Annotated in this window: 19 protein-coding genes, 2 tRNA genes and 2 pseudogenes; 11 read left to right on the top strand and 12 right to left on the bottom strand. The window is 70.6% G+C overall.

The annotated features are described in order from the left end of the window. Positions 1–6: 6 nt before the first annotated feature. Entirely contained in the window at positions 7–5,349 is a 5,343-nt protein-coding gene (locus tag IG02_RS0109460; protein ID WP_030744154.1) for a PAS domain-containing protein, read from the bottom strand. 305 nt (positions 5,350–5,654) lie between these two features. Next, the gene (locus IG02_RS0109455; RefSeq protein ID WP_030744152.1) at positions 5,655–6,149 is read right to left on the bottom strand and encodes an SSI family serine proteinase inhibitor; all 495 of its coding nucleotides are present in this window, start codon (positions 6,147–6,149) and stop codon (positions 5,655–5,657) included. Between the two features lie 219 nt (positions 6,150–6,368). On the opposite strand from IG02_RS0109455, the gene IG02_RS0109450 reads away from it, so the two are divergent. Further along, a tRNA-Ser gene (locus IG02_RS0109450) sits at positions 6,369–6,459 on the top strand. Between the two features lie 174 nt (positions 6,460–6,633). After that, a tRNA-Arg gene (locus tag IG02_RS0109445) sits at positions 6,634–6,706 on the top strand. Between the two features lie 83 nt (positions 6,707–6,789). Here the strand turns inward: IG02_RS0109445 and IG02_RS40480 are convergent. Continuing rightward, a pseudogene (locus IG02_RS40480) lies at positions 6,790–6,954 on the bottom strand (site-specific integrase); the annotation flags it as partial. Between the two features lie 217 nt (positions 6,955–7,171). On the opposite strand from IG02_RS40480, the gene IG02_RS0109435 reads away from it, so the two are divergent. After that, on the top strand, positions 7,172–8,005 hold the full coding sequence (locus tag IG02_RS0109435) for an alpha/beta fold hydrolase (RefSeq protein ID WP_030744149.1): 834 nt from the start codon (positions 7,172–7,174) through the stop codon (positions 8,003–8,005). A 411-nt stretch (positions 8,006–8,416) separates the two neighbouring features. Here the strand turns inward: IG02_RS0109435 and IG02_RS0109430 are convergent, their stop codons facing one another. Further along, positions 8,417–8,659 (bottom strand): hypothetical protein, encoded by a 243-nt coding sequence (locus tag IG02_RS0109430; RefSeq protein WP_030744146.1) that lies wholly within the window; start codon positions 8,657–8,659, stop codon positions 8,417–8,419. A gap of 77 nt (positions 8,660–8,736) precedes the next feature. Then, positions 8,737–9,459, bottom strand: coding sequence for an SDR family NAD(P)-dependent oxidoreductase (locus tag IG02_RS0109425; RefSeq protein ID WP_030744143.1), 723 nt, complete (start codon positions 9,457–9,459; stop codon positions 8,737–8,739). Between the two features lie 115 nt (positions 9,460–9,574). On the opposite strand from IG02_RS0109425, the gene IG02_RS0109420 reads away from it, so the two are divergent. After that, the gene (locus IG02_RS0109420) at positions 9,575–10,138 is read left to right on the top strand and encodes a TetR/AcrR family transcriptional regulator (protein WP_063756750.1); all 564 of its coding nucleotides are present in this window, start codon (positions 9,575–9,577) and stop codon (positions 10,136–10,138) included. A gap of 367 nt (positions 10,139–10,505) precedes the next feature. Here the strand turns inward: IG02_RS0109420 and IG02_RS0109415 are convergent, their stop codons facing one another. Together IG02_RS0109415 and IG02_RS42680 are read right to left on the bottom strand one after the other, a co-directional pair. Next, positions 10,506–11,357 carry a helix-turn-helix domain-containing protein gene (locus IG02_RS0109415; RefSeq protein WP_030744139.1) on the bottom strand — a complete coding sequence of 284 codons (852 nt, stop codon included), beginning with the start codon at positions 11,355–11,357 and terminating at the stop codon, positions 10,506–10,508. Positions 11,358–11,373: 16 nt separating this feature from the next. Next, positions 11,374–12,131: pseudogene (locus IG02_RS42680) on the bottom strand (DUF6879 family protein). 173 nt (positions 12,132–12,304) lie between these two features. Here IG02_RS42680 and IG02_RS42675 point away from each other — a divergent pair. The 3 genes from IG02_RS42675 (at position 12,305) to IG02_RS0109390 (ending at position 14,148) form a co-directional block, all read left to right on the top strand. After that, complete coding sequence (locus IG02_RS42675; protein WP_063756749.1) at positions 12,305–12,721, top strand: hypothetical protein; 417 nt, start codon at positions 12,305–12,307, stop codon at positions 12,719–12,721. A 198-nt stretch (positions 12,722–12,919) separates the two neighbouring features. Next, the gene (locus tag IG02_RS0109395) at positions 12,920–13,420 is read left to right on the top strand and encodes a hypothetical protein (RefSeq protein ID WP_030744133.1); all 501 of its coding nucleotides are present in this window, start codon (positions 12,920–12,922) and stop codon (positions 13,418–13,420) included. A 71-nt stretch (positions 13,421–13,491) separates the two neighbouring features. Continuing rightward, positions 13,492–14,148, top strand: a complete 657-nt coding sequence (locus tag IG02_RS0109390; protein WP_030744130.1) for a class I SAM-dependent methyltransferase — start codon at positions 13,492–13,494, stop codon at positions 14,146–14,148. A gap of 196 nt (positions 14,149–14,344) precedes the next feature. On the opposite strand, the gene IG02_RS0109385 is transcribed toward IG02_RS0109390, so the two are convergent. Further along, the gene (locus IG02_RS0109385; RefSeq protein WP_030744127.1) at positions 14,345–16,792 is read right to left on the bottom strand and encodes an SdrD B-like domain-containing protein; all 2,448 of its coding nucleotides are present in this window, start codon (positions 16,790–16,792) and stop codon (positions 14,345–14,347) included. A gap of 554 nt (positions 16,793–17,346) precedes the next feature. Between IG02_RS0109385 and IG02_RS0109380 the strand changes: the two genes are divergently transcribed. After that, positions 17,347–18,027 (top strand): hypothetical protein, encoded by a 681-nt coding sequence (locus IG02_RS0109380; RefSeq protein ID WP_030744126.1) that lies wholly within the window; start codon positions 17,347–17,349, stop codon positions 18,025–18,027. Positions 18,028–18,034: 7 nt separating this feature from the next. Here the strand turns inward: IG02_RS0109380 and IG02_RS0109375 are convergent, their stop codons facing one another. After that, entirely contained in the window at positions 18,035–19,390 is a 1,356-nt protein-coding gene (locus IG02_RS0109375; protein ID WP_030744124.1) for a right-handed parallel beta-helix repeat-containing protein, read from the bottom strand. 68 nt (positions 19,391–19,458) lie between these two features. Between IG02_RS0109375 and IG02_RS0109370 the strand changes: the two genes are divergently transcribed. Then, positions 19,459–20,610 (top strand): Dyp-type peroxidase, encoded by a 1,152-nt coding sequence (locus IG02_RS0109370; protein WP_030744121.1) that lies wholly within the window; start codon positions 19,459–19,461, stop codon positions 20,608–20,610. Positions 20,611–20,822: 212 nt separating this feature from the next. Beyond that, complete coding sequence (locus tag IG02_RS0109365; RefSeq protein ID WP_030744119.1) at positions 20,823–23,057, top strand: WD40 repeat domain-containing serine/threonine protein kinase; 2,235 nt, start codon at positions 20,823–20,825, stop codon at positions 23,055–23,057. A 75-nt stretch (positions 23,058–23,132) separates the two neighbouring features. Here the strand turns inward: IG02_RS0109365 and IG02_RS0109360 are convergent, their stop codons facing one another. The 3 genes from IG02_RS0109360 to IG02_RS0109350 form a co-directional block, all read right to left on the bottom strand. Then, positions 23,133–23,543: an SHOCT domain-containing protein gene (locus tag IG02_RS0109360; RefSeq protein WP_030744117.1), complete on the bottom strand. Its 411-nt coding sequence runs from the start codon at positions 23,541–23,543 to the stop codon at positions 23,133–23,135. 45 nt (positions 23,544–23,588) lie between these two features. Then, positions 23,589–24,704: a cation:dicarboxylate symporter family transporter gene (locus tag IG02_RS0109355; RefSeq protein ID WP_078854326.1), complete on the bottom strand. Its 1,116-nt coding sequence runs from the start codon at positions 24,702–24,704 to the stop codon at positions 23,589–23,591. 117 nt (positions 24,705–24,821) lie between these two features. Beyond that, positions 24,822–25,547, bottom strand: coding sequence for a GntR family transcriptional regulator (locus tag IG02_RS0109350; protein ID WP_030744114.1), 726 nt, complete (start codon positions 25,545–25,547; stop codon positions 24,822–24,824). A 174-nt stretch (positions 25,548–25,721) separates the two neighbouring features. On the opposite strand from IG02_RS0109350, the gene IG02_RS0109345 reads away from it, so the two are divergent. Continuing rightward, a complete protein-coding gene (locus IG02_RS0109345; protein ID WP_051764736.1) occupies positions 25,722–26,192 on the top strand; it encodes a cupin domain-containing protein in 471 nt (156 codons plus the stop codon). Positions 26,193–26,218 lie beyond the last annotated feature (26 nt).

Genomic DNA, 26,218 nt, shown 5'->3' with positions numbered 1-26,218 from the left:
GGACGGTCAGTTGGTGCCGATCTTCGCGAGCAGATCGACGATCCTTGCCTGCACCTCGGCGGTCGTGGAGCGCTCCGCGAGGAACAGCACCGTCTCGCCGGACGCGAGCCGTGGCAGTTCCTCCTCGTTGATGCCGGTGGACGTGTAGATGACGAGCGGAGTGCGGTTCAACTGCCCGTTCGCCCGCAGCCAGTCGACGATCCCGGCGCGTCGGCGGCGCACCTGCATCAGGTCCATGACGACCAGGTTCGGCCGCATCTGGGCGGCCAGGCCGGCCGCCTGGTTGTCGGTGGCCGCGAGGGCGACCTGCATGCCGCGCCGCTCCAGCGTCGCCGTCAGCGCCAGCGCGATCTCCTCGTTCTCCTCGATCAGCAGGACGCGGGAGGGGTGCTGCTCGCTGTCGCGCGGGGCCAGGGCCTTCAGCAGTACCGCGGGGTCCGCGCCGTACGCCGCTTCGCGGGTCGCCTGGCCCAGACCCGCCGTCACCAGGACGGGGACCTCGGCGGCGACGGCCGCCTGGCGCAGGGAGGTGAGGGCGGTACGGGTGATGGGGCCGGTCAGCGGGTCCACGAACAGGGCCGCGGGGAACGCGGCGATCTGCGCGTCGACCTCCTCGCGGGAGTTCACGACCACCGGCCGGTAGCCGCGCTCGCTCAGCGCGTGCTGCGTGGAGACGTCAGGCGCGGGCCAGACCAGCAGGCGGCGGGGGTTGTCGAGCGGCTCGGGCGGGAGCTCGTCGTCCACGGGCTGCGGCTGGGGGCGGTTGGCGACCTCGACCGCGCCCCCGGGACCGTCCAGCGGCTCGGGGCCCTCGGCGCCCTCGTCGGGCGCCCCGATCGCGTACGAGCGTCCCTCGGAGTGCGCGGCGGGCAGCCGCGAACCGCCGTGGGAGCCGGCGCCGCCGGCCTGGCCGCCGACGTGGCCACCGGCCTGCGGCGGGACGGGCTGTCCCGGCATCCCGGGGACGCCGGTCATGCCGGGCATGCTCTGCCGGGGCTGCGGTTGTGCCTGTGGCTGCGGTTGTGCCTGTGGTTGCGGCAGCGGCCGCGGACGGGACTGAGGCTGCGGGTGGGCCGGCGGGGGCGGCGTCTGTGCGTGCGGCTGGGGCTGCGCGGGTCCCGGAGGCCCGGGGTGCGGCCTGGCGGCGGACTCGGCGCGCTCGTCCGTGTCGGGCGGGGTACCCAGCTTGCGGCGGCGGCCGGAGCCGAGGGAACCGGGGGAGGCCGACTGCCCGGAGGGACGGTTCTGCGGCGTGTTGCCGGCCTGTCCCTGCCCCGGGATCTGGCCCTGGCCCGGGATCTGGCCCTGGCCCGGGATCTGGCCCTGGCTCTGGCTCTGCTGGGGCACCGGCACCTGGCCGCCCTGGCTTCCCTGACTCCCTTGCCCGCCTTGGCTGTTCCGGCCCTGGGGCTGCCGTGGCGCCTGTTGTGCCTGTTGCCCAGAGGGCTGGACGAAGGGCACGCCCTGGCCGAGCGTCCGCACGCTGAAGGCCCTGCCCTGGGTGGAGTCCGGAGGAACGGGAGCGGCCGGGACGGCCGGTGCGGCCGGTGTCTCCGCCGGGAGCGGCTGCGCGGGAGGCAGCGGCTGGTGCGCGCCCAGCCGGGGATCCGGCAGGGCGGAGGCGGGTGCGGCAGGAGCGGGGGCGGGGGCGGCCGCCGGGGCGTCCGGAGCGTCGTACGCGGGCTCCGGGTCGTCGGGCCAGCCGGGCGGTTCGGGCATCACGCCGAAGCCGGAAGTGGTCGGGAAGCCGTGGCCGTCGTCGGCGCCGCTCTCGCCCGGAGCGACGCCCGCCGCACCAGCCACACCGGCGGCTCCAGCCACATCGGGTGCGCCTGCCGCGCCTGCCGCGCCTGCCGCGCCGGTTGCTCCGGCCGTTCCGGCCGTTCCGGCCGCGCCGCCGGTGCCCGCTGCGGGGCTCGCGTTCCGGCCGGTACCCGCGGCTCGGCCGGGGGCGGCCTGGACGGGGCCCGCCCAGCCGTTCGGATCGACGGCCATGGTGCCGGTGTCGAACCCCTCGGGCTCGGACCGGTCGCCGAAGTCCTCCGCCTCCTCGGCACCCCAGACGAGCCCCTGGCCGGGTGCGCCGCTGTCGGGCCATTCCTGCGGGGCCGGGACGTCCGGCCGTGCCCTGCGGCGCCCGGCGGCCGGCAGGGGGTGCGCCTGCGGCGGGGTGTAGTCGGTGTCGGCTTCCGGCCCTACGGTGTCGTGCCTGCCCGGGACGGTGCCACCGGGCGCGGTCGGCCGCACGGGCCCGGCGGTCGGCCCCGCCGACGGGGCGGGGGCGGGCGTACGGTCCGCGGCCGCGGGCGGCAGCGCGAACGCGCTGCGCGGGCCCTCGGCCGGAGCCCGGTCGTCGCCCGCCTGGGCGGACCGTTCGACACGCCGCTCAAGCTCCTGCGCCGGCGCCAGGGCGCGCCGCGCCCGGCGCCCGCCGGGCTGTGACTGAACGGCGGCGGCGGACGCGGGAACGGGCTGTGGCGGCGCGGGGACCGGCGCATGGCCGTGCGGCTGAGCCTGCCCTTGTCCCTGTCCCTGTCCCTGCCCTTGTCCCTGCCCCTGAGCCTGCGGCTGCGCCCCACTTTGGACGGGCGCCGGCAGCGGGATCGGGCTCGGGCTCGGGGCCTGTGCCTGGACCCGCCGCGGGTCCAGACGCTGCCGCGGGTCGAAGCGCTGGGGGTCCTGGGACTGCCGGGGGTCGAGGGGCTGCCGTGGTGCCTGGGGTTGTCCGGCTGCCGGGGCGATCCGTACCGCACCCCCCGCACCTCCCGCTCCACCGGCCGGCAGCAGCTGGGGAGCGCCGGGCGCGGGCGCGTCGGGGCCCCCGGCGGCCCCGGGTACCCCGCTCATACGGACCGGTTCGGCCGGCCCCGCCGCGCCCTCCGGGGCCACGGCCCCCACCGGCGGTGCCTCGGCGAAGGGTGCCACCGGCCCGGCGGGCAGCGCGGGCAGCGCGTTCTGCCCCATGCGCCGGGCCCGGCGTCCCGTCCCGCCGGATGCCGCCTCCGGGGGAACGCCCTGCGGAGGTACGGCTCGGCCGAGCGCCGGCCGCCCGGCCGCCGCCGCGCCTTCGGCGGCGGTGACGACCGCTCCCTCGGACGCCGACGAGGACGGGGCGGGGGGCAGTGCGAAGGGGGAGACGGCGTTGGTGCCGGGCGGCACGGACTCCTCGGCCGGGCTGGGCCGGCCGCGCCGGCGACCGGTGCCGCCCCCGGCGCCCGGTCCCGCGCCGAGGGTGGAGTCCGTACCGCCGACAGGGCCCGTAGCCGTGCCTGTACCACCCGTATCCACGCCCGGTCCGACACCCTGCGCGGGAATCAGCCCCTGGGAGCCACCTTCGGAAGACGCGCCGACGCCGGCGACGGGCTCGCCGTCCGGGGCGGCGGCCCTGGCCCGGCGCCGGCCCGTCGGCTGCTGATCGGCGGTGTCCTCTCCCGGTCCTCCCGGTCCTCCCGGCCCGACCTGTCCTCCCGGTCCTTCCAGGAACGCGTCCGTGGACGCCCGCCGCGCGCGCCGCCGCCCGCCGCCCGTCCGGGGGCCGTGCTGCCCCGCGGGTCCGCCGGGTGCCTGGCCGGGCGATGCCGGGACCTCGGCCGCACCCGGGTCCGCGGGTGCCGCGGCGGGCGCCGGGACCGTACCGGCCCCCTCGCCCAGCGGCAGTTCCAGTACGTACGCGCTGCCGCCCGTGCCCGGCACCTCGTGCGTCTGGAGCACCCCGCCGTGCGCCCGTACGATCCCGCGCACGATCGGCTCGTGCACCGGATCGCCGCCCGCGAACGGCCCGCGCACCTCGATCCGTACGACCTGTCCGCGCTGCGCCGCCGCCACCACGATCGTCGAGTCGACGTACCCGCCGCCGGGCAGCGCGCGGGTCCGGCCCGTCGAGTCGACCCCGGCCACATCGGCCACCAGGTGCGCGAGCGCCGTCGCCAGCCGGCCCGGGTCCGCCTCGGCCTCGATCGGCGGGGCGTGCACCGCGAACTGCGCCCGGCCGGGGCCGATCAGCTCGACCGCGCCCTCCACACCGGCCGCCACCACCTGGTCGAGCAGCACGTTCGTCTTGACCAGCGCTTCCGCGCCGGCGTCCAGCCGCTGGTAGCCGAGGACGTTGTCCACGAGGGTCGTCATCCGGGAGTAACCGGCCGCCAGGTGGTGCAGGATCTGGTTGGCCTCGGGCCACAGCTGCCCGGCGGGGTCGTCGGCGAGCGTGCCCAGCTCGCCGCGCAGTTCCTCCAGCGGCCCGCGCAGCGACTCGCCGAGCACGGCGGTCAGCTGCTCGTGCCGGCCGGTCAACTCGTCGTACCGCTCGGTCAGCTCCTCGATCTCGGCCGCGTACCGGTCGCTGCGGTCCGCGAGCTCCGCCGCGTGGCGCTCGGTCGCCTCGGCGAGCTCGGCGGTGAGCCGGTCGGTCGTCCCGGTCAGCTCACCGGTGAGGCGCTCGGTGGTCTCCGCCAGCTCGGCCGCGTGCCGTTCCGTGGCCTCCGTCAGTTCCGCCGCGTGCCGCTCCCGCGCGGCCTCCAGCTCGGCATCGTGCTTCTCGACCAGCTCGTCGTACGGACGCCGGTCGGTGAAGGTCATCACGGCGCCGACGAGCTGGTCCCCGTCCCGTACCGGCGCGGTCGTCAGGTCGACGGGCACCTGCTTGCCGTTCTTGGCCCACAGCACCTGCCCGCGGACCCGGTGCTTGCGCCCGGACCTGAGCGTGTCCGCCAGCGGCGAGTCCTCGTACGGGAACGGTTCGCCGTCCGCGCGCGAGTGCAGCACCAGCGGGTGCAGCTCCCGGCCGCCGAGGTCACCGGCGCGGAAGCCGAGGATCTGGGCGGCGGCCGGATTGACGAGGACGACGCGGCCTTCGGTGTCCGTACCGACGACGCCCTCCGACGCGGCCCGCAGGATCATCTCGGTCTGCCGCTGCGAGCGCGCCAGCTCGGCCTCGGTGTCGACGGTGCCCGATAGGTCCCGGACGACCAGCATCAGCAGTTCGTCGCCGGTGAAACTGTGCCGGTCGTTGTACGCGTCCCGGCCGTCCTCCAGGCTCGCGCTGGTGACTTCGGCGGGGAACGAACCGCCGTCCGTGCGTCGCGCCATCATCCGGGTCGGCTTCGTGCGCCCCCGGGTGTCCGCGACATTGGGGCGGCGCATCGAGCCGGGGATCAGCTTGGAGTCGAACTCGGGCAGCAGATCGAGCAACCCGCGCCCGACCAGCGCGGTGCCGGGCGCCTCGAACATCTCCAGCGCGATGGTGTTGGCGTTGACGATCGTGCCGTTGGCGTTGACGAGCACCAGGCCGTCGGGCAGTGCGTCGAGTATCGCCGCGAGGCGAGCAGCGCCCCGGGATGGCCTGCTGCTCACGACGACGCTTCCTCCCTGACTACTGCACTGTGCGGACGGCCGCACCCATCTTGCCCGCCGGGCCCTGGCCTGTCACTTGAGGGAGTCTAAGGGCTGGCACGCCCGGCGCGACGGCGGACGTTTGCCGCCGGACCGCGCCGCGCCCGGGACGGCCCGGCGACCCCGCGGCGGCCGGGCCGATACGGATGGTCACGCGGCCGTACCCGCGCTCGCGGGCCCGCCGTACCGATGCTCGCCGTAGCGCCGGACCGCGCCGGGGGCCCGCCGGACCGCGCCGGGGGCGCTCGCTCCGCCGTGGCCGCGCGTTACCCCCGGGCGGCGGGCAGTACGGGCTCGACGGCCTGCCAGCGCGAGATCTCGCAGCCGTTCGTCCGGTCGAAGGAGGCGTTGACGGCCCGGCCGCGCCAGGTGCCGGTGACCTTCGCGGTGGCGGGACCGCCGTCGATCATGGTGCACATGGCGTCCTTGGCCACCGGCGCGAACGGGTCCCGCTTCTCCCCCGCCAGTTTCGCCAGCCGGTCGCACGCGGCGGCGGCCCGGGGATGCGACCCGCCGGTCGGCCCGCAGGTCAGCTCGTACGTCCCGTCGGCGGCACGGTCCCCGCTGCCCCGGACGGTGACGGTGAGCCGGTCCTTGGGCGCGCCCCCGCCGACGCCCCCGCCGACACCCTCGGTGGTCCCGGACCCGGTGGCTCCGGATCCGGCGTGCGGCGAGTCCGCGGCCACCGGCCCGGCGGCCCCCAGGACGGCGGCGGACGCGACAAGACAGGCGGCGGCGGTGAGGGAGAGACGAAGAGGCATGGAAGCTCCTGATCGATACCAATCGATACATTTCTGTACAGTCCAGGACGACCGGGCGCGCCGCCCCGCCTCCCTAACGCGACCACACCCCCGCTGGTTGCGCACCCCGAGGTGCTTTGCCCCACGGCCCACCTGCCGGGTACCGTGAGAACCGATTGGTCGCAGCGCACCCTGCTGTGTCATCATCTGCACACCGTCCGCGCGAGCGCGGGCACCCGTGGAGGCGTCGCCTAGTCCGGTCTATGGCGCCGCACTGCTAATGCGGTTTGGGTCTTAAAGCCCATCGAGGGTTCAAATCCCTCCGCCTCCGCACAGAGATCAAGGAAGCCCCGGCCCCCGGCCGGGGCTTCCTTGTGTGAGGCCCCGCTCGAAGCTTGTTTTCGCAGGTCATCCAGGGTTCGGGGAATGGATTTCGCCTGGCGGCGCAGGTCATGTAATGTTGTTCCCGCAACGCCGACCGGGCCGAAAAGCCCGGGAACGCCAAGCACTCGTAGCTTAACGGATAGAGCATCTGACTACGGATCAGAAGGTTGCAGGTTCGAATCCTGCCGAGTGCACACAGGTTAGAGGCCCCGGATCACTCCGGGGCTTCTTGCGTTTCAGGGGCGTACAGCAGCGAAGTACAGCAACGGGGTCCGAGTCAGCCGGAGTCGGCGCCGCCCATGGCCGCGGACAGCTTCCCGAGCGCCGCGCGGATCGCCTCCTCGCTCGCTTCGGCGTAGACCTCCATCGTCATGGCGATCTGTGAGTGCCGCGGGATCCGCTGGGCCACCTTCGGGTGCGCCTTCAGGGCGACCAGGAGCGAGCCGTGGCGGCATTACGGCCGCCAGCCTAACGATCAAGCCGGTTGGAGACGATCTCTGAGATTTGGCGGACGTCGACAAGCTGCGGATGTGGCCCGCAGGGACACGGCGTAACGTGGGCCATACATCCGGACTGCGCCCGCTGGGCGTGAAGTCCCGCGTGCCCCCTCACCCATTGCTCCGTGGCTGGGGTGCGCCTGGACGAGCGGAGGATCTGCGATGGGTACGGTCACGACCGACGACGGCACCACGATCTTCTACAAGGACTGGGGTCCTCGGGATGGGGAGCCGATCGTCTTCCACCACGGGTGGCCGCTGAGCGCCGACGACTGGGACAATCAGATGTTGTTCTTCCTGGCGCAGGGCTACCGAGTCATCGCCCACGACCGCCGTGGCCACGGACGCTCCACCCAGACCGCGACCGGCCACGACATGGACACCTACGCCGCGGACGTGACCGCCCTGACCGACGCACTCGACCTGCGGGGCGCCGTGCACATCGGCCACTCCACCGGCGGTGGCGAGGTCGCCCGCTACGTCGCCCGCGCTAAGCCCGGCCGTGTCTCAAAGGCGGTCCTGGTGGGCGCGGTGCCACCGCTGATGCTGAAGACGGAGGCCAACCCGGGCGGCTTGCCGATGGAGGTCTTCGACGGCTTCCGCGAGGGCGTTGCCGGCAACCGGGCTCAGTCGTTCATCGATATTCCCTCGGGGCCGTTCTACGGCTTCAACCGTCCCGGGGCGCAGGTGTCGCAGGGTTTGATCGACAACTGGTGGCGCCAGGGCATGATGGGCGCGGCGAACGCGCACTATGAGTGCGTTGCGGCGTTCTCCGAGACCGACTTCACCGAGGACTTGCAGCAGATCGAGGTGCCCGTCCTCGTCGCGCACGGAACCGACGACCAGGTCGTTCCGTACAACGACTCGGCACCCCTGACGGTCAAGCTTCTCAAGAACGGGACCCTCAAGTCCTACGAGGGCTATCCGCACGGGATGCTGTCGACGCACCCGGAGGTCCTCAACCCGGACATCCTCGCGTTCATCCGTTCCAGGTGACCGCCCCTGCACGAGGTCCGCTGGACCGCCAACAGATTTGGAAAGCGTGTTGGCGGTACAGAGCTTCAGCGGGTGTCTGGTCGTGGCGGCCCCGGTTGGGTCTGCCGGACGCCGGTGCATGCCACCAGCGTGTTGCCGTCCTCGTCGAGGAACAGCATGAAGATCCACGATCCGTCGGTAGTCCTGATCCGGCCCAGGCGAACCGGTCGGCCGTATAGGTCGAGGCATTGCACGGCCTGGGCCGAGCCGGAGGTCTCGATGCCCCTCCGAAGGGCGTGACGGAGTCGGCGCCCATAGACCGTCGAGAGCGACTTGGGTGACGTCGTTCCGTCCCAGACGACGTAAGAAGCGCCGGCGCGGAGTGCAGCCAGAGCGGCCGACGACGTGTCGTCGCCACCGCTCAGCAGCCGTTCAGTGCGTGAGGAAGGTCTTGACCTCATCCTCGTTCCAGGGCTTCCTCTCCTTCTTCTTCCTGAGGGCCTCCTTGCGGGCGGCGCGCGGGACCTTCACGTACTGGGCGACGTTCGTGGTGAGGACCTGACGCCGGATCCCGAGTTCGAGCACGGCGCGCAGGCGCCCCAGGGTCAGGTCTGCGGTCCGAACGCTCAGGCCGGTGCCGGGCTTACCTCCGATGCGCCGGGCCTCGGTGAGCATCCAGGCGGATGTGCCGAGCTCTTGCGTCCGTGTGGGGTGCACCTCGCTCTGGGCCGGGGCGCAGGGGGTGCGGCCTGTCAGGACGCGTTCTGCGGAACGATCTGCTCCACGCGGTCCCGCTTGGTGAACAGGTCGAAGTGCGCGTCGGCAAGGTCAGCAGGCGCGACGGTGGGGAGCGCTGTCAGGTCGATACCGAGCGCTTCCGCCTCGCGCTGCCCCTGGCTGCCGTCGACGACCGCGGCCACCAGGAGCAGACCGGCGTAGACGCCCGTGGCGGCGAGGTCTTGGTTCAGGGCATGCACCCAGTGTCGGGTGGCGGCAGCGACGCTTGGGGCGCCGCTCATGCCGGGGGCGGCTGAAGCGTCCAGGGCGGAGGCGCCCAAGGCGACCAAGAAGCCGCCATCCCCCCGCTCGGCCATCTGCGGAGCGACGGCGCGTGCGAGCTCGACCGGGGTGTTGAGCAGCAAGTTGATGTGCTTGTGCAGGAACTCGGCACTCATCCGTGACGCCGGCAGCATGAACTCGGTCATCGAGCCGACCGGAGCGTATTCCACGACGTCGATGCGGTCGAAGCGGGTGGTGATCCGTTCGAGGAGACCGGGCACCACCGACGGATCGGAGAGGTCGGCGGTGAAGGATTCGGCGTCGATCCCCTCGGTTCCGAGCTGCGCCACCAGCTCATCGAGCGGTTCCCGACGGCGGGCGACGAGCGCCACTTCGTACCCCTCGCGGCCGAACCGTCGAGCGGTCGCCGCGCCCAGTCCCGAACCGGCTCCGAAAATCGCGATCGTCTTGGGCATGATCCGCACCACCTAGATTGAGGGTTGCGTCAAGTTAGTTCCGGTCGAGACCGTAAGTTATCTTGATGGCATCGTCAAATTATGCAGGTGATGCAGGACCCGAGGAGGACGGGACGTGACGACGCCTTTGCGCAGCGACGCCCGACGCAGCATTGAGAAGATCACCGCCGCGGCCATCGAGCTGTTCGCCGAACGAGGACTGGACTGCCCGCTGGAGGAGATCGCCCGCCGCGCCGCCGTCAGTCCGGGCACCATCTACCACCGCTTCGGCAGCCGTGCCGGGCTCATCGAGGCCGTCGCCCCTCAGGTGGCGGCCAACAAGGTCAACGCGGTGATCGACGCCGCGGAAGACAAGGCCACCGCCTGGGAGCGTTTCGCCGCATACGTCGAGGGCCTGGGCGCCCTGGGCGGCAGCGACGCGGTCCTGCGCGACGCGCTCACCGCGCGCTCCGAGCTCACCCCGCCCCTGCACGAGGTCTGCCGGCAGGGGCTGGAACGCGGGTTTGTCCTGATAGAGAAGGCGCACCGGGACGGGACCCTGCGAGCGGACTTCGGCCCCGACGACCTGCACCCGCTGCTGCTCTCCGTCATCGGCGTCGCACACGCGGCCCCTGAGGCCCGGCGGAGGATGCTGAAGTTCATCCTCGACGGACTGCGAGCCCAACACCGCAGGCCATGAAGCGACGAGCGTTCTGATCCACTCTTGAACTCACCTCTGCCCGTCCTCGTCCAGCTCGGGGGCGTCGGGGCGTCCGGGGCGCGCAGCGGGCGCAGGGCGCCGGCGGCCGGGGTGCTGGCGGTGAAGCCATAGCGGCCGAGCAGGTTCAGGTTGCGGTGCTTGAACGGGGAGAGCCGGGCGATGTCCTCGTCCCGGGTCTCGTGGCCCCGGCAGGTTTGTTTCTGGTGCCCGACGTCCGGTCAGCCGTCCCACTTGAGCGAGTGGCCGAGGACCGTCCATGCCATGGCCTCAACGGATGGAACCAGCCAGCCCCTCCCGTACTCGGGAGCGCTGACGCGGTCGAGAACGAGTTTCTCGAAAGTCGGGTTCAGCGCGAACGCAACGTTCGTCGTACTGCACTGATGAGGTTCTGCGCATCAACGCCGTACACGGCGGACACCCGGAGCGTCTTCCAGGTCCGGAGATACGTGTCCACACTGGCTCCATCGTCGATCCACAACTCCGCGTGCCAGTTCTCGACGATCACCTGGCGGTCGTCGTAGATCCAGAAGGCAGTGGCTGGGGAGATCTTGAGCGAGGCGGACAGCGGGATGATCCCCAGCTCTACCGTGCCCAGGCCGACGGCTCCTGCGAGTCGGTCGAGCTGGGCCGCGAGAACCGAGGGCGGACAGATCAGGGCGTGAAGGGCGGCCTCCCACAGGATGAGGTGGAAACGCTTCGAGGAGTCGTACAGCGCCTCTTGCCGTTTCATGCGGGACCGGACTGCTTCCTCGGTGTCGCGTGGCGATCGCTGCAGCTCCGCGTACCTCGTGAAGATCGACCGGGCGTAGTCCGGCGTCTGGAGAATCCCGAAGATCACGGAGGACTCCCAGCCACGGAACAGGGAGGCGTCGGCGTGACCGCTCAGGTGGGTGTCCTGGACTGGCTTGTGACCGGCGGCCAGCTGTCGCCGCCACGATCGGATGTGGGACTCGAAGCCACGGAGGCGGGCCAGCAGCTCGTCGTACGCCTCGGGCTGGCCCGTTGCCTCCGCCCACTTGCGAAGGTCATCGGGTGTTGGAGTCTGCCTGCCGTTCTCCAGCCTGCTGACCTTCGACTTGTTCCACCCGTACTGCTCAGCGAGTTCCGTGCCGGTGAGCCGGCGTCCAGGGGCGGAGAGCCGGAGTTCGCGTAGCCGTACCCCGAGCGCTTCTCGTGCCTGCTGATAGTCCGTGCTCACCGGTGCGCACCTGCTCTCAGTCCTCCTTCGCGGCCAGCTGCGCCGCGAACCGCTCGTACGGGACGGCGTGATGCATCGCCGCGTCACGCGCCATGGCGTACCGCAGGACCGCCGCAGGTTCCGTGATCAGTTCGACGTCGACCAGGTTGTCGGCGTCATCGAAATTGAGCAGGGCGACCAGCCGGGAGTCGAAGATCCAGAGGTCTTCGTCTGGCAGGCTGAGCCGGTCGGCATCCTCTCGCCACAGGTTGTGGATCTCCTCGCCGACGGCGCTGTTGCGGCGCGCGTTGTCGAGCAGATAGAGCTGGCCGGCCGTCGGCGGGTGGTCGACGATGCGGACACGCTCGAACCGTTTGCCGAGCCCGGTCTGCTCGCGGCGCTCGGCACACCACTCGGTGTCGACGCCTTCCCAGTTGACGGGCTCGCCACGGGTGAACTGCGCGTACGTGTCTGTGAGCTCGTCGGACGCGTACCGGCGGCGGGTTTCCAGGCGCCACGCCGTGTGCTCGAACTGGGTGAAGAGCCGGTCGAACTCATCCAGCCCGATGATGTTCGGCAGCGAGTGACCTCCTTGGGGGCGAAGTCGACGAGCAGTTCCCGTGGCACCACGATCGGCACCTCCCCCTCGTTCAGGTGCCGAAGCCGAGCGACGTCGTCAGAGTCGGTGAGGGCCGGGCCGTGCACGATGACCTCGCCCGTGTCGAGGTCTTCATGAATGGACGGGCACCCGTTGACACCGCTGCCCGTGCCGTTGAAGCGCAGTCGTCGGGCCATGATCACGTCCTTCCACTGGGGGACTGATCTCCCAAGCTTCCCGGAGGTCGGCGTCTTCTGTCGGGGGTCCCGTCGACCCACATCAGCAACCTTGCGCAACCTCACCGGGTAGTCAAGCAACTTCACGCAACTTCCATGGTGGTCATCAACTCCGTGTCTCTAGCGTCCTGTTCATGCCTACGACGGAACTGCGGGATGTCGACCCGCACGCGGCGGTGGAGTCTCTGAGGGCGGCGCTCGCTGAGGTCGGGATCGTCTTCCCCTCCCTCGGCGTCGACTTCGCGAACCCCGATCTGAAACTCGTCGAGCTGGGGCGCGTCCGCGCCGACGTAGCCGAACGACTGGCAGAAGCACTTCGGCGAGGGGGCCGTGATCAATGGCAACGCGGGAAGAGCGGCACCCTGGTCATCGACACGAAGACGGACAAGATCGGCTACGTGATGGGGCATGCCGGCCCCTACGTCCAGCTCCGACCCCCCGGCGGCGGACGCGAGTGGGACGCGGACCCCGACGTCATCCGGCAGACCACGGACACCGAAGTGCTGCGCGCCCGTGTGACCGAGATGAACCGGGCGGAGCGCCTCGGATGACCGCGCCCGCCACCGAGATCTTGCCTCTGTCGGCCGAGTGCGCGCTTGCCGCCCAGTCCGACTACACGGACCTTCACCGCGAGTGCCGCCAGACCGAGGACATTCCGCTGCCCCACGCCCACGGCATCTGGCTCGTCCGCCGCTGCGGTTGCCCACACCACGCCTATGACCGCAAGACCTCCCAGAAAGGGAACGTCCATGACCGTCATGCTCGACAGCCCTTCCAGCACCCGCACCAGGGATCCGAAGGAGCTGCTCAACGGCGTTGAGCCGCACATCAGGCACCTGACCGTCAACATCCTGGACAGCGGCATGACCCTCTGGGACCGCGAGGTCGCCCTGCTGCTGCGTGATCACACGATGGTCCGCGACATGGCAGAACGCCTCCTTGGCAACGCCGTCATGTACACCATCGGCTGCATGGAGCACCCGGAGGTCCACCTGGGCGTCGGCAAGCTCGTCGACATCGGCGTCCACCAGCTCATCCTCGACACGCCCGTGTGGTGGGCGCTGTGCGATGCGTACAACGAGGGCCGCTACAAGCACCACGCCCCGTTCATCGAGCGCCGCCGCGACGGCCTGTGCCTGCGCACGGCGGACTTCCTGAAGTCCATCGGCTTCGACGTCGACGAGGAGCTGTGGGCGATCGACGGCACGGACTGCTCGCCGTGCGACAACAAGGTCCCCGACAGCCACTGAACGGTCCTACCCTGGCCCCTGTCCTCGGTCCCCCGAAGGACAGGGGCCAGCCCTTTCGAAGAGGAATCGCCTTGCCCGCACAACACGACATCGCCGCCGAGACCGAGCTGTGGGACACCTTCGCCGAGTCCGCCTTCAAGGACGACGCGGAGCCGAGCTTCTGCTGGACCCAGTACGCCGGTCACGGACCCGGCCCAGAACTACTCGGCAACCCACGCTCCGTCCTGGAGATCGGCTGCGGCACCGGCCGCGCCCTCGCCCACCTCGCTCAGCACGGCATCACGGCTCGGGGCGTGGACCTGTCTCCCGTCATGGTCAAGAAGATCACCACGAAGTGGGCCAGCACCGGCGCGGAGTTCGTGTGCTCCGAGGTCCTGGAACACCTGTGTGAGCACGAGGACGCGTATGACGCCGTCTACTCGATCTTCGGAGCCGCCTGGTTCACCGACCCGAGCCGCCTCTTTCCCCTTGTCCGTCAGCGGCTCAACTCCGGCGGCGTCTTCGTCTTCTCCCAGCCCCCGGCCATCCCCGGCGCTTACGGGCCCCAGGGCATGTACAAGGGCGGCTTCGCGGGCAAGGCGATGTTCACCTACCGCTACAGCTACCGTCCGGCGGTGTGGGAGCGCCTGCTGACCCGGGCCGGGTTCCTCACGGCCGACGCCCAGGTACTCAATGCCCCGCGCCCTGGTCACATCGGAACGCTCCTCGTTCGCGCAGTCGCACCGTGACCCAGCCGAGAACGATTACGGTCGGTCCAGACGACAGCACGTTAAGTGGTACCGGTTTCGGGCAACCTTGGCGGGTGAAGCTGAGGAACGATCAATGCCCGCGATGCTGATTGACCGGTCATCGGACACGAGCCGGCAGGTGTGGTCTGCCCGCCCGCGCCACTGGTGTGTCGCGGGCGGGCAGACCATCCGTCTGTCAGTGCTGTCTCAGTGCTGCCTGGCGTCGCTTCCGGGTCACGAACGCGAACGCCGCGCCCGTGCCGAGCAGCAGGGCGCTGAGGGAGATGATCTTCAGCAGCCCGGACGTACCCGTGTTGGCCAGCGAGCCTGAGCCTCCGCCGGTCTGGGGGGCCGGCTTGTTGGGCGGCACGGAGGCGGGCGGCTCATGGGTCGGCGGCACCGGGGACGGCGGCGGAGTGGGCGTGGGGGTCGGCGTGGGCGTCGGCGTGGGAGCCGGCGTCTCCTTGGGGATGTACACGCCGGCGTCGATCGTATGATCAACCTCGCCCGGCTTGTCCGGTGCCGTGACAGGCGCCTGTCCGTCGCACAACTCCCCGGTTGTCGGCGGGGTCACATTGGAGTCATGTGCCCGGTTGTCACCGGCCCGCGGGAGCGTGAACCGCAGCTCGGTGGCCGGCGGCTGGGTCGGCACCTCGCTGGTGTCCGCGGTACACACGTCGAACTGCACCGTGTATTTGGCGCCGGGCCTGAGCTCGTAGGCGGCGCCGACGCCACCGAAGTAGTACTCGCCGGCGGCATCGGTCGTGGTCGTGGCGACCTGCTTGCCGTCGGCGTCCAGCAGGTTGATCGTCGCGTCCGGCAGCGGTACTTCGTCGGGGCCCTCGGGGTCCTGGATCCCATTGTGGTCGCCGTCGAACCACACCCGGTTGCCGATCTGGATCGGCGCGTTCGCCGCCGCGTACGCGACGTCACCGAGCCCGCCGGCCTTGCCGAACCCGCTCTGTGCCTGACTGACGAACTGGTACGCGTTGGTGGCCGGAGCGTTGCCCGGGCCCTGACCGGTCGTGACGTCGTAGTAACCGGTCCCGGAGGTCGCGACGTTGACGGTCGGGTCGAATTCCGTGCTGATGACCCACTGCTGCTGCGGGATGTAGGCCACCGACCCCAGCGCGGTCTCCGCGTGAACTCCGCCGCCGAAGAAGTCGCCCGGGAAGTACTCGACGACGCCCGCGTCCTGGCCGCCATCGGTGGCGGGGGTGGCGTGGTTCGGGCAACTCCCGGTGCCTTCCCACTCGTACGCACCGGTGGGAGAGGCACAGACCATGGTGATGTCACCGCCGGCCATGCCGTTCTCCGGTGTGTCGTCGCCCGGCCTCGGGTCCAGTCCGCCCCAGCTCACGACGTCCATGAACCTGTCGCGGAAACCGAGGATCATCGAACCGTCGCGGGTGAAGGCGAGAGAGGCGAGCGCCGGCTGCGGATCGATGAAGACGTTGCCCACCTTCCGTTCGTCCCACGTGTCCAGGGAGGTGTTCCACGGGTTCCAGTGGGTGGTCCGGTCGACGTCGTTGGAACCGAAGACGGAGCCGCGCTTGGCGGTGAGCGGGTGGTCCAGCACCGTGGTGAACCGCTCGCCGTCGTAGGTGTAGACGACGGCCTTCAGGTCTTCGCGCTGCTGTGTGCTCTCCGCGCTGCACACTCCGCCGACGTACAGCGTGTTGTTGTAGGCCTGAAGGCCGAACGGCCGCCAGTCGCCGGGGCTCGCGCAGCCCGGGTCCGGGATGCGTACCGTCGCCTCGGGCGCGGACGCGGTGGTCCCGGTCGCGTCGAAGCTGACCAGGGACCGGGTCCGCAGGTTCACCGCGTACAGCGTGGAGCCGTCCTCCGACAGGGCCAGGCCGCCGACGCTCTCCTTCCCCGGCGCATCGGTGAACCCGGCGTCCTTGTTCATGTTGGTGGCGTCGTGCGGCGTCACCGCGGCGCCCGGCACCTTCGCGAACAGGGTCGGCGCGCTCCCGCCGTCGGCCGGCGTGGTGTAGATCGCGTCACCGCCGCCCGGCCCGTACGGGGTGTACCGCCGGGCGAACGCGCCCTGGAACAGCCGCTGCCGGTACTTGTCGTAGGCCAACGCGAACGTCGTGCCCACCTGGTCCTGCGTGTTGAGCGTGGTCGGGCACGCGGTCTGGTCAGGACACGTACCTCGTTTGTCCGTCCCGAACGCCACCAGTGCCCGCTTGTCCTGCGCGTCGGCGGTGTTCTGGATCGGTACGAAGTACCGTGAGTCCGGAAGTGCGTAGTCCGCCGGGTTCCAGACACCGGTAATGACCGCGTCGTCCTTGCCGTCGGACACGTCCACGAACGTCGTGAAGCTGTCGAAGTGGTTTTCCGCCGTCGAGGCCGGCGCCGCCCGCAGATACCTGTTGTACGGAGCCGGGATGGTGACGTCGACGCGGTACTGGCCACCGGTCAATGTGGTCGACTGTGATATCACCACCTTTCCGGTGGCATCCGTGGTGCCGGTGACCCGATGGCCGGCAGGGTCCGACACCTCGACCTTCATGCCCCGCTGGGGAACATCCATGGCCGCGTTGATCACGCCGGTGCCGAAGAAATCCCGCAGCACCTCAACTGTCAGGGTTCCGTCGCCGGCCGCGGCGGTGGCCGTCCCGGCCGTCGCGCCCATGGCGCTGCCCAACAGCAAGAAAACGCACAGGCCCGCTCGCGCCAGCGGACCCGTACGCTTTCCGGCTGTCCGGGATAATCTTCCACGTACTCTTCGCACAGCCATCACACTCCCCTCGTCATGTGAACCGAGCACCCGCTTCCAGCCGTACATCCGCTTCACGGCCCCGGGTGACACGTCGGTCATGAAAAGGGCCCACCGCTGTTTCGGTGAGCCCGGTCATTTTTGGTCGTCTCGGCGGATGCGGCGAATTCAGGGACTCGGGAGTGCCATTCCCAGGCCAGTTGCACTCGTCCTCGCTTCCCCACACGGAAACAGCACAAGAATCTGAATAGTCGTCCTGAATCGCTTGACCAGCGACGGTACTGTACCGGGTGGCCGCCAAGATCGGGAAAGGTCGGGGGGAGCGGGGAATGAGCGAGCGGAACAAGTTAGCCATGCGTCCCGTGTGGCGTACGGGAATCAAGCAAAGTCTCCCACGGGGCGCGGCCCGCCGGCGTCGATGGCTGCGGCCACGCTGGGTGGCAGCCGTCATCGGCGCTGTGGCTGTCGCGGTGGCCACGTTCCTGGTCGCGAGCGGCGACTCCGACCCCACCGGACCAAGGGAATTGACCCCGGATCAGGCGAACCGCCTGGCGGTCGCGCGGTTCCGCAACTACCAGGCGGGCGGCCGCGCCGTGACGATCAACGTGCCGGGCACCGCCGGTGGGCTGGTCATCACCGGATCCATCGACTACCGCGGCCACGTCGGGTACGGCGTGCTGCACGGCACCGGGCGCGATGCGTCCGGCGACGGGCTGATCGAATGGACGGCCACCACCGTGTTCGTCCATCCGATGGCGAACGCCCCGGCAAAGGCACCGGCACAGCCCCCGGGGTCGGGCTGGTACAGCCGTCCGCTGCAGAAGTACGGCAGTTCACTGGACAGTTCTCTGGCCATCGCGCTGAAACTCGGCAGCGACCGGCCGGACAATGCCCAACTGCTGCCGCAGAACGGTGCCGCCTGGGTGGGACAGGAGCGGTTGGACGGACGCCAGGTGGACATCATGACCGGGCCGAGCGCCGGTGCCACGTCCGGTACGGCGGGTGCCGTGCGCTACTGGATCGGCTCGGACGGAACCATGTACCGGGTTCGCGTCGGCGTGGCCTCCGCATCGCAGCCGGTGGTCATCGATTTCGACACCCAGAAGTACGTTCCGGTCCGGCCGGTACCCGGAGTCACCCCGACGCGGTAGCCGCCGCTCAGGACGTACGCACCCGCGCTTCCGCGACGAGCAGTGACATCGACGGCAGCGGAATGTCCGCCGTGTCCGGGAGCGCCGGAACGGCCGGAACAGCGGTGGCGCCCGTGGTCGTGGCGTTCGGGAACTGCGGCTGCCGCTTGGGCGCCGCCACCTCGGTGAACGGGATACCCCCGGGTGCCGTCGGCTTCGCCCAGGTGCCGGAAGGCGAGGGCGACCGGGCGGGACGCGGGCAGGACGCGGTTGTCGCGAGCCGGTCGGGCACCGTCGCCCGAAGATCGTTGCCGCGCAGGCAGTTGCCCCGTCCCTTCGTGGCGGTGGGGAACGTCCAGCCGACGTCGACGCCGTTGGCGGCGAAGGTGTTGTCCAGGATCTGATTGCCGTCCGGCGGAATGTCGGCGGTCGCGGTGATCACCAGCCCGGCGTTGCTGTTGTCGGCGATTCGGTTGCGGACGAACTTGTTGTCGGTGCCGCCGTCGACGCCGACGCCGATCCCCCAGCCGCCGTCGGCCTGCTCGGGGGTGGCCGCCTGCTGGTTGGCCGCGATCAGGTTGCCCGCGATGACGGCATCCCGCTGCGGGAGCAGCTTCTCCTGGTGGTCGGAGTTGGTGGTGAGTCCGACCCGGTTACCGACCAGGCGGTTGCCGACCACGTACATGTCGCCACTGGCATTGGTGCCTTCGTAACCGACCGCGTTGAGTTCGGCGATGTTGTCCCGCACCGCGATGCGACAGGGCCGGCACTGTCCGACATAGATCCCCGAGTCGGCCGAGCCCGACGCGTACGAGTGCTCGATGACACCGTTCTGCGCGGAGAACGCGTAGATGCCGTACAGCCCGTTGCGGGTCGCGGTCACGTGGGAGACCAGGAACGACTTCAGGAAGGTGACGGGCTCGTCGCCGGTGTCGTAGCCGCCGGACTGCCCCGGTAATCCGGCGGCCGCCTTCGCCGAACCGGTGACCAGGACCCCGTTCTGTGTGTTGTTCTCCACGGTCAGGTTCTCCACGGCCACACCGGGAGCGGTGACGACGATGCCGTTCGGCTGCCGCAGTCGCCCGTCGATGACGACCTTGTCGCGAGACTCGCCGCGAAGGGTGACGCGAGCCGTGGATATCTTCACCGACTCGTGGTACGTGCCCGGCGCGACCAGCACGAGATCGCCGGGGCGGGCCAGGGACACCGCGGCCGAGATCGTCGGGGCGTCGGCCGGCACCTTGATCGTCACGCGCGAACCGGACGGTCGTCGGCCGTCGTTCGATCCGTCGTCCGAGCCGTCGTCGCCGGCGCCGCAGCCGACCAGTACGGGCGCCAACGTACCGAGTAACGCGGCGATCAGGCGAAGACGGAGACGAGGCATGGGCCTCATCCTGGCACGGACGCCGACGGACTCGCAGGCGCCGGAAGGGATATGGCACAGTTCACTCTGTGCGCCAAGCCGACTCCCACCCGTCACGTCGCGCGTTCCTCGGTGCCACCGGCACAGTGACCGCCGTCGGCCTCTCCGCCGGGTGTCAATCACATTCCGCCCGGCCGGACCGGTCCGAGGGCCCCGCGCCGACCCCGCCGGTGGCACCGACGGGCCGTTACCAGGCGGGCATCACGCTTCCGCGACCGGCCCAGCGGAACCTGCTGGCCGTGGTGGCCGACCTGGCCGATCCGGGGTCCGCCCGTCCGTTGCTGGCCGAACTCGGCGAGGCCATCGGCACACTCACCACGGGGACCGACGCGCGGCTGATGGGCCTGCCGCCGGGCGATCTCACCGTGACGATCGGGGTGGGCCCCCGGCTGGTGCGCGGGGTCGATCCCGCCCTGCCCGGCGCGAAGGACCTGCCACGGTTCTCCCGCGAGGAGATAGCCCCGCGGGCACGCGGCGGCGACCTGCTGATACAGATCTGCGCCGACGACGCCTTGCTGGTACCGGTCGTGGCTGCCGCGCTTCTGGAGCAGGCCGGTGACCGGATACGCGAACGCTGGCGGCAGTCCGGATTCCGTGGTGCGAACGTGCCGGTGGACAAGGGCCTTGCCGTGCCACGAAACCTCTTCGGCTTCATCGACGGCATAGTGGGCCCCCATACCAGGGCCGAACAAGAACGCCACCTGTGGCTGTCCGGACCGGCTCCCGTCGCCGGCGGCACCCTTGCCGTTCTGCGACGCATGGAACTCGACCTGCCGGGGTTCGCCCAACTGTCCGTCGGCGAACAGGAGGCGGTCTTCGGCCGGCGCCGAGCCACTGGTGCGCCCCTCTCCGGCGGCCCCGTCGCCGCGGGGCCGGACCTCGGCGCCAAAACGCCGGACGGCCGCTACCTCGTCCCGGCGGACGCCCACGCCCGCAGAGCGCACGCCACCGCGGTCGGCGTCGGCCTCATGCTCCGTCGCTCCTACAGCACGGACGGACCCTCCCCCGGCCTGCTCTTCATCAGCTTTCAGAACGACATGCGGACCTTCACCAACACGCTCACCCGTATGGACAATTCCGACGCCCTGCTGCGGTACACGACCACCACCGCCAGTGCGTCCTTCCTGATACTTCCCGGATTCGACCGGCAACTCCCGCTTGGCTCCCGGCTCTTCCGCTGAACGGAGGGGCGGGCGGAGTCGAGGCGCGTCGCCCGGCGTCCCCGCGCGGGTCTGTTCGGGCGCCGCGGGTTCGCCTACGCTGTCGCTCGCTCGGGGTGCCGCCGGTCTGGACGGGACAGCCGGGCATGGCGGGGAACCGCTGCGGGCCACCGCCGCGTGAGACGGTGAAGGACGCGGCGTGGGTGGCGGACCAGCGAGGGGTGGCAGTCGGCATGTCCCAACCGGACCATGTTCCGCCCTCGGTTCCGCCCGCCGGAGAGGAACGGCCGGGGCGGCCGGAACCGGGGTGGCCGGGCCCGGGGTGGCCGACGACCCCTCCCTCGCATCGCCCACTCGGGCCCGTCGATCCCACCGAGGCCGGTCCGTACCGGCTGGAGGCGCTCCTGGGCGCGGGCGGGATGGGGCGCGTCTACCTGGGGCGTACGCCGGCCGGCAGCGCGGTGGCGGTCAAGGTCGTTCACCGTGAATACGCGGGTGACCGGGCTTTCCGTACGCGTTTCGAGCACGAGGTGGCCGCGGCCCGGCGGGTCCAGGGCCTCTACACCGTGCCGGTGGTCGACGCGGACCTGCGGGCCGACGAGCCCTGGCTGGCCACGGCCTATGTCCCCGGGCCGTCCTTGCAGGACGCGGTGGCCGAGTACGGGCCGTTGCCGGTCGACGCGGCGGTCGGGCTGATCGCCCGGGTGGCCGAAGCGCTGCAGTCCATCCACGCCGCCGACGTGATCCACCGTGACCTGAAACCCTCCAACATCATCCTCACCGCCGAGGGGCCGAAGGTCATCGACTTCGGCATCGCCCGGGCCGCGGACGTCACGTCGGTGACCGGCACCGGGATGCTCACGGGGACGCCCGCGTACATGGCGCCCGAATACATCAGGGGGCAGACCGTCACCGAGGCCGTCGACGTCTTCGCCCTCGGAGTCGTCGCCTGCTTCGCCGTCGCCGGAAGGCCCGCCTTCGGTGCCGGCAGCCACCACAGCATGACCTACCGCATCCTGGAGCAGGCCCCCGACCTCGACGACTGCCCCGAACCCGTGCGGACCGTCGCCGCCCGCTGCCTGGAGAAGGATCCGCGGCGGCGGCCCACCCCCGCCGAGGTCATCCAGCTCTGCCGCTCGCCCGTCACGACGGGGAACGCGGACGGCCCAGGTCACACGGTCCTCTCCCCGCCGAGGACCAGGACCGTTGTCAGCCCGGCGCCTGTCAGCCCGACGCCTGGGAACACGGCAGCCGTCAGCCCGGCACCGGGGCTTCACGACGCCGAGACCACACCGGCATCGCCTGCGACACGGCGGGAGCACGGAGAGGGCGTCGCCCCGGGGGATACGGCTCCGGTGGGCTCCGACGCGCAGCAGCCGTATCCTCCGAGTCCGGACCTCCTCGCCACACCCGTTCCGTCACTGCCCGCACTGCTGGGCGGAGTCGGGGTCCTCGCCCTCGTCGTCATGCTGGTTGTCGTCTTTCTTCCCGGGCACTCGGACGACAGTGATACGCCGTCCGTGATCGAGTCGACGGCCACTGTCGCCGACTTTCGCGGGTCAGGTAGCGACGTGGCGGTGGCGTTCAGCCCGGACGGCAAAATCACCGCCGCAGGCGGGGGCGGCAGGGTGGAACTCCGGGACGCGGCCGACCGCACGCTGCGCGCCACCCTCAGTCAGCGCGACAAATCCGGCAAGCCCGTGCTCGGGATCCCCTCTCTCGCCTTCAGCCCCGACGGCAAGTCGCTCGCCGTCGGTACGGACCGCGGCGTGGTGGGCCTGTGGAACGTGGCCGAGCGACGGCAGGTCGGCCTGGGCCATGCCGACCGCGCCAGGACCATCGACAGTGTGGCGTTCAGCCCGGACGGCAAGCTGCTCGCCGCCGGAGGCGGCGACGGGATACGGCTGTGGGACGCCGACAGCGGGAAGGAGCGGATGGAAGAAGTCGCCGTTCTCGACGGCGAGGCGTCGATCGACCATGTGGCGTTCAGCCCGGACGGCCGGACGTTGGCCTCCGCGGGGTACAACTCCTTCCCTCCCGTTCCCAGCGAGAGTTACTCGGTGCGGTTGTGGGACGTGGCCGGCCGCACAGTGCGCGACACTCTCCACAACTCCAAGAAGATCTGGGGCATGGCGTTCAGCCCGGACGGCAAGACGCTGGCCACCACGGACGAGGAGTACATGGTGACGCTGGTGAACGTGGCCCGGGGCCGTGAGGAAGACGCTCTCGTCGACGAGGCCGATACCCAGCTCCGCACGGTGGCGTTCAGCCCGGACGGCAGGACACTCGCTGTTGTCATGGGCCCGGAGGTGAGGCTGTGGGACATGGCCGACCGCGAACAACGCGCCGTCCTGATCGGTAACCAGGAGAACGTGGACAACGTGAAAGACGTTGTCTTCAGGCCGGACGGCAAGTTCTTGGCCACGATGACGTACGGCGGCACCGCACGGCTGTGGAAGATGCCGTGACCGTGGCGGGCGCTGGTGCCCGGTCGCCCGGCCCGGCAGACGTCGGCCGCCCGGCCGGCTCCGTCGTCGCGCGGCTCAGTGCAGGACCTTTTCCTTGGCCCGCGCGAACTCGGCGTCCGAGAGCACGCCCTTGGACCTGAGTTCGGACAGCGTGGTCAGTTCGTCCGCGCTCGACTTCGGCCCTCGCGCGGTGTCGCGGACGTAGGTTTCGAAGGCCTGCTGCTGCTCCTGTACGTGCTTGACCTCGCGTTCGCCCATTCCGCGGCCCCTGGCGATCACGTAGACGAGGACGCCCAGGAACGGCACGATCAGGACGAACAGCAGCCATCCGGCCTTGACCCAGCCGCTGAGCTTCCGGTCCCGGAAAATGTCGATTATCACCCGGAACAGCACCACCAGCCACAGCACCCACAGGAAGAACCAGAGGACGCTGAGGAAGACACCGAGCACCGGGTAGTCGTACGCGAGCTCTACATAACCGGCCATCATTCGCTCCCCTGCGTGTACGGGGACGGTTACCACTTTTCAGCATCAGGCCGCCGTACCGTCCTCGCCACTCGGCCCGGTGCCGCGGGGCCCGGGTCCGCGGCACCGCGGCCGCTCAGCGGCGGGAATCGCCAGTTCGCGGGCAGGGGAGTTGATCACCATGCGGGTCATGGTGGCGGCGCTGCCGAGGTAGCGGGCCGGGTCGCAGAGTTGGCCGATGCGGTCGGCGCCGAGCCGGTCCACCAGGTCCGCGTGGTCGAGGAGCTGGGTCTCCAGGCTGGTGCCGGTCTCGATGGCGGCGCGGCAGGCCTCGTAGACGACCTCGTGGGCCCGCTGCCTGCCCAGCACGGGCGCGATGTCCAGGATGCGGAGGATGTTGAAGCCCGCCAGCAGACAGACCAGCCCCAGGACGCCGAAGACGAAGACGCCGATGACCAGCCAGTACTCGAGGACGAGTTCGGTCAGGGCCAGGAGCATGTCGCTGCCGTTGGTGCCCACCGAGTAGGCGACGGCGCCGAAGGTGCCGATGGGGGCGAGCTTCATGACGACGTTGACGAAGCCGAAGAACGTCTCCGAGACGACCTCCAGGCCCGCGTTGACCTTGTCCCGCATGTACGGCTTGAGACCGAGCAGGCCGACGCCGAACAGGACGGCCAGGACGACGACCTGGAGCAGCTGCCCGGAGGAGAAGGCCCCGATGAAGTTGTCCGGGACGATGTCCTTGAGGAAGGCGGTGAAGCCGTGCTCGCCGCCCTCGGCCTTCGGCGCCTGCGCCGACGAGGCGGCGTCCGGTGCGAGCTCGACGCCCTTGCCCACCCCGAACAGGTTGGCGGCCAGCAGGCCGAGGAGCAGCGCGAGCGTGGAGACGACCTCGAAGTAGATCAGCGCCAGGAACCCGACGCGGCTCGCCTTCTTGAGGTCGCCCGCCGAGGCGATCCCCATGACGATCGTGAAGAAGACCAGAGGGGCGACTCCGGCCTTGACCAGTGCCAGGAACAGGTCCCCGACGATCTTCAGGTCGGCCGAGACGCCGGGGAAGACCAGGCCGACGACGATGCCGAGCGCCATGGCCACCACCACCTGCGCCCCGAGCCCCCGGTACCAGCGCTTGCGTGCGGCGGGCGGGGACGCGGCGTCCAGTAGCTGCTCCTGCGACCTCATGCGTAGCACATCCTTGTCTAGACATGACTTGTGTCTAGACAAGGAGAAGGTCACGGGTGCGCTTGTGTCAAGAGGTGTTCACGAAAGCGCGAAAGCGCGAAAGCGGGAAAGCGCGGACTACCTGCGGCTGAGGATCGTCTCGTGGACGAAGTGGTCGCCCGCGTGCGTGCTGACGGCGACCTCGAAGAGGACTCCCCGGGCGTCGTAGTACCGGCGGACGAACTCCAGCCCAGGGCTGCCCTGTTCCACACCCAAGTGCGCCGCCGCCTCCGCCGGCACCCGCACGGCCCGCACCTGTTGGACGACGCGCTCCACGGCCCGGTCCGTACGTGCCTCGACCAGGTCCGAGATCAACCGGGTGTTCTCGCCCAGATCCGCGGCGATGGCCTTGGCGTCCTCGGGCCGCAGATAGACCTTCGCCCAGGAGACGGCTCCCTCCGGGCGCTCCGGATCCCGGCGGACGGACGTCACGCACACCTGCCGGGAGCCCTCCGCCAGCCCGGTGACCGCGGCCAGTGCGGCGTCCACCGTCACCGGCTCCACGGTGAGCACGTCCCGTACGGCGGCCTCGCCGTACTGGGTCAGCTCGTCGATGCTGCTCAGCTCCGTCGTGAACTGGGTGAACGGCGTCGTACGTTCCACACGGGTGCCGATGCCCTTGTGCCGTGAGATCAGCCCGGCCAGCTCCAGCCGGCGCAGCGCCCGCCGCAACGTCTCGCGCGAGACACCGTAATCGGCAGCCAGTTCGGGCTCGGTGGGCAGCAACTCGCCTACGGCCCACCGCCCCCCGGCGATCCTCCCCGTGAGGTCGTCGGCGATCACCACGTACCGCGGCTCGCCCACGGGGAACTCCTTGCCTGCTCAATGACGCCAACAGTGAAATCAGTGAAATCGTAGAACAGGGCCGGCCGACCCGGGCCGGCCCTAACCGCCGGGCCTGATCACCTACCTCTCCCGCGCGACGGCTGCTGACCCGAAGTCCCCCGGCAGGAGCCAGGGTTGGGCGCGGGCGGCGGTGTGCGTGAGTATGGGGACGTGGCTGATACTTCGGAGCTTGTCGAGTCTCTTGGACTTCGAGCGCATGTTGAGGGCGGGTGGTTCCGCGAAACGTGGAGAAGCCCGATCGAAGCGGTTCCCGAGGGGTACCCCGGTGCGAGGGCGTTCGCCACGGGGATCTACTACCTGCTGCACCCCGGTGAGGCATCGCGGTGGCATCGGGTGCGGTCGGACGAGCTGTGGTTGTGGCACCGCGGCGGACCGCTGCGGATGCGGATGGGCGGGGACGGCCCCGCACCGAGCGACGCGGAGGCCGTCGAGGTGGTCATCGGAGGCGGGGTCGAGCATGGGGAACAGCCGCAGTTCCTGGTACCCGGCGGACACTGGCAGTCGGCCGAGCCGGCGGGAGACGAGCCCGTGCTGGTGACGTGTGTGGTCGCTCCGGGCTTCGCCTACGAAGATTACGAGGACCAGGGGCAGGAGCAGGGGTAGGAGCAGGAGGGGAAACCGCGGACGTC

This window comes from Streptomyces sp. NRRL F-5135, from assembly GCF_000719775.1.
GTDB classification, from domain to species: domain Bacteria; phylum Actinomycetota; class Actinomycetes; order Streptomycetales; family Streptomycetaceae; genus Streptomyces; species Streptomyces hebeiensis.
The sequence above is the reverse complement of the archived record's forward strand: the minus strand, read 5'-3'. Positions and strand labels throughout refer to the sequence as shown.

Excerpts from the sequence above, each read along its gene's own strand:
- IG02_RS0109455 (WP_030744152.1), bottom strand. The coding sequence starts at position 6,149 with ATGCCTCTTCGTCTCTCCCTCACCGCCGCCGCCTGTCTTGTCGCGTCC.
- IG02_RS0109435 (WP_030744149.1), top strand. The coding sequence starts at position 7,172 with ATGGGTACGGTCACGACCGACGACGGCACCACGATCTTCTACAAGGAC.
- IG02_RS0109430 (WP_030744146.1), bottom strand. The coding sequence starts at position 8,659 with ATGCTCACCGAGGCCCGGCGCATCGGAGGTAAGCCCGGCACCGGCCTG.
- IG02_RS0109425 (WP_030744143.1), bottom strand. The coding sequence starts at position 9,459 with ATGCCCAAGACGATCGCGATTTTCGGAGCCGGTTCGGGACTGGGCGCG.
- IG02_RS42675 (WP_063756749.1), top strand. The coding sequence starts at position 12,305 with ATGCCTACGACGGAACTGCGGGATGTCGACCCGCACGCGGCGGTGGAG.
- IG02_RS0109395 (WP_030744133.1), top strand. The coding sequence starts at position 12,920 with ATGACCGTCATGCTCGACAGCCCTTCCAGCACCCGCACCAGGGATCCG.
- IG02_RS0109385 (WP_030744127.1), bottom strand. The coding sequence starts at position 16,792 with ATGGGCGCGACGGCCGGGACGGCCACCGCCGCGGCCGGCGACGGAACC.
- IG02_RS0109375 (WP_030744124.1), bottom strand. The coding sequence starts at position 19,390 with ATGCCTCGTCTCCGTCTTCGCCTGATCGCCGCGTTACTCGGTACGTTG.
- IG02_RS0109365 (WP_030744119.1), top strand. The coding sequence starts at position 20,823 with ATGTCCCAACCGGACCATGTTCCGCCCTCGGTTCCGCCCGCCGGAGAG.
- IG02_RS0109360 (WP_030744117.1), bottom strand. The coding sequence starts at position 23,543 with ATGGCCGGTTATGTAGAGCTCGCGTACGACTACCCGGTGCTCGGTGTC.
- IG02_RS0109355 (WP_078854326.1), bottom strand. The coding sequence starts at position 24,704 with ATGAGGTCGCAGGAGCAGCTACTGGACGCCGCGTCCCCGCCCGCCGCA.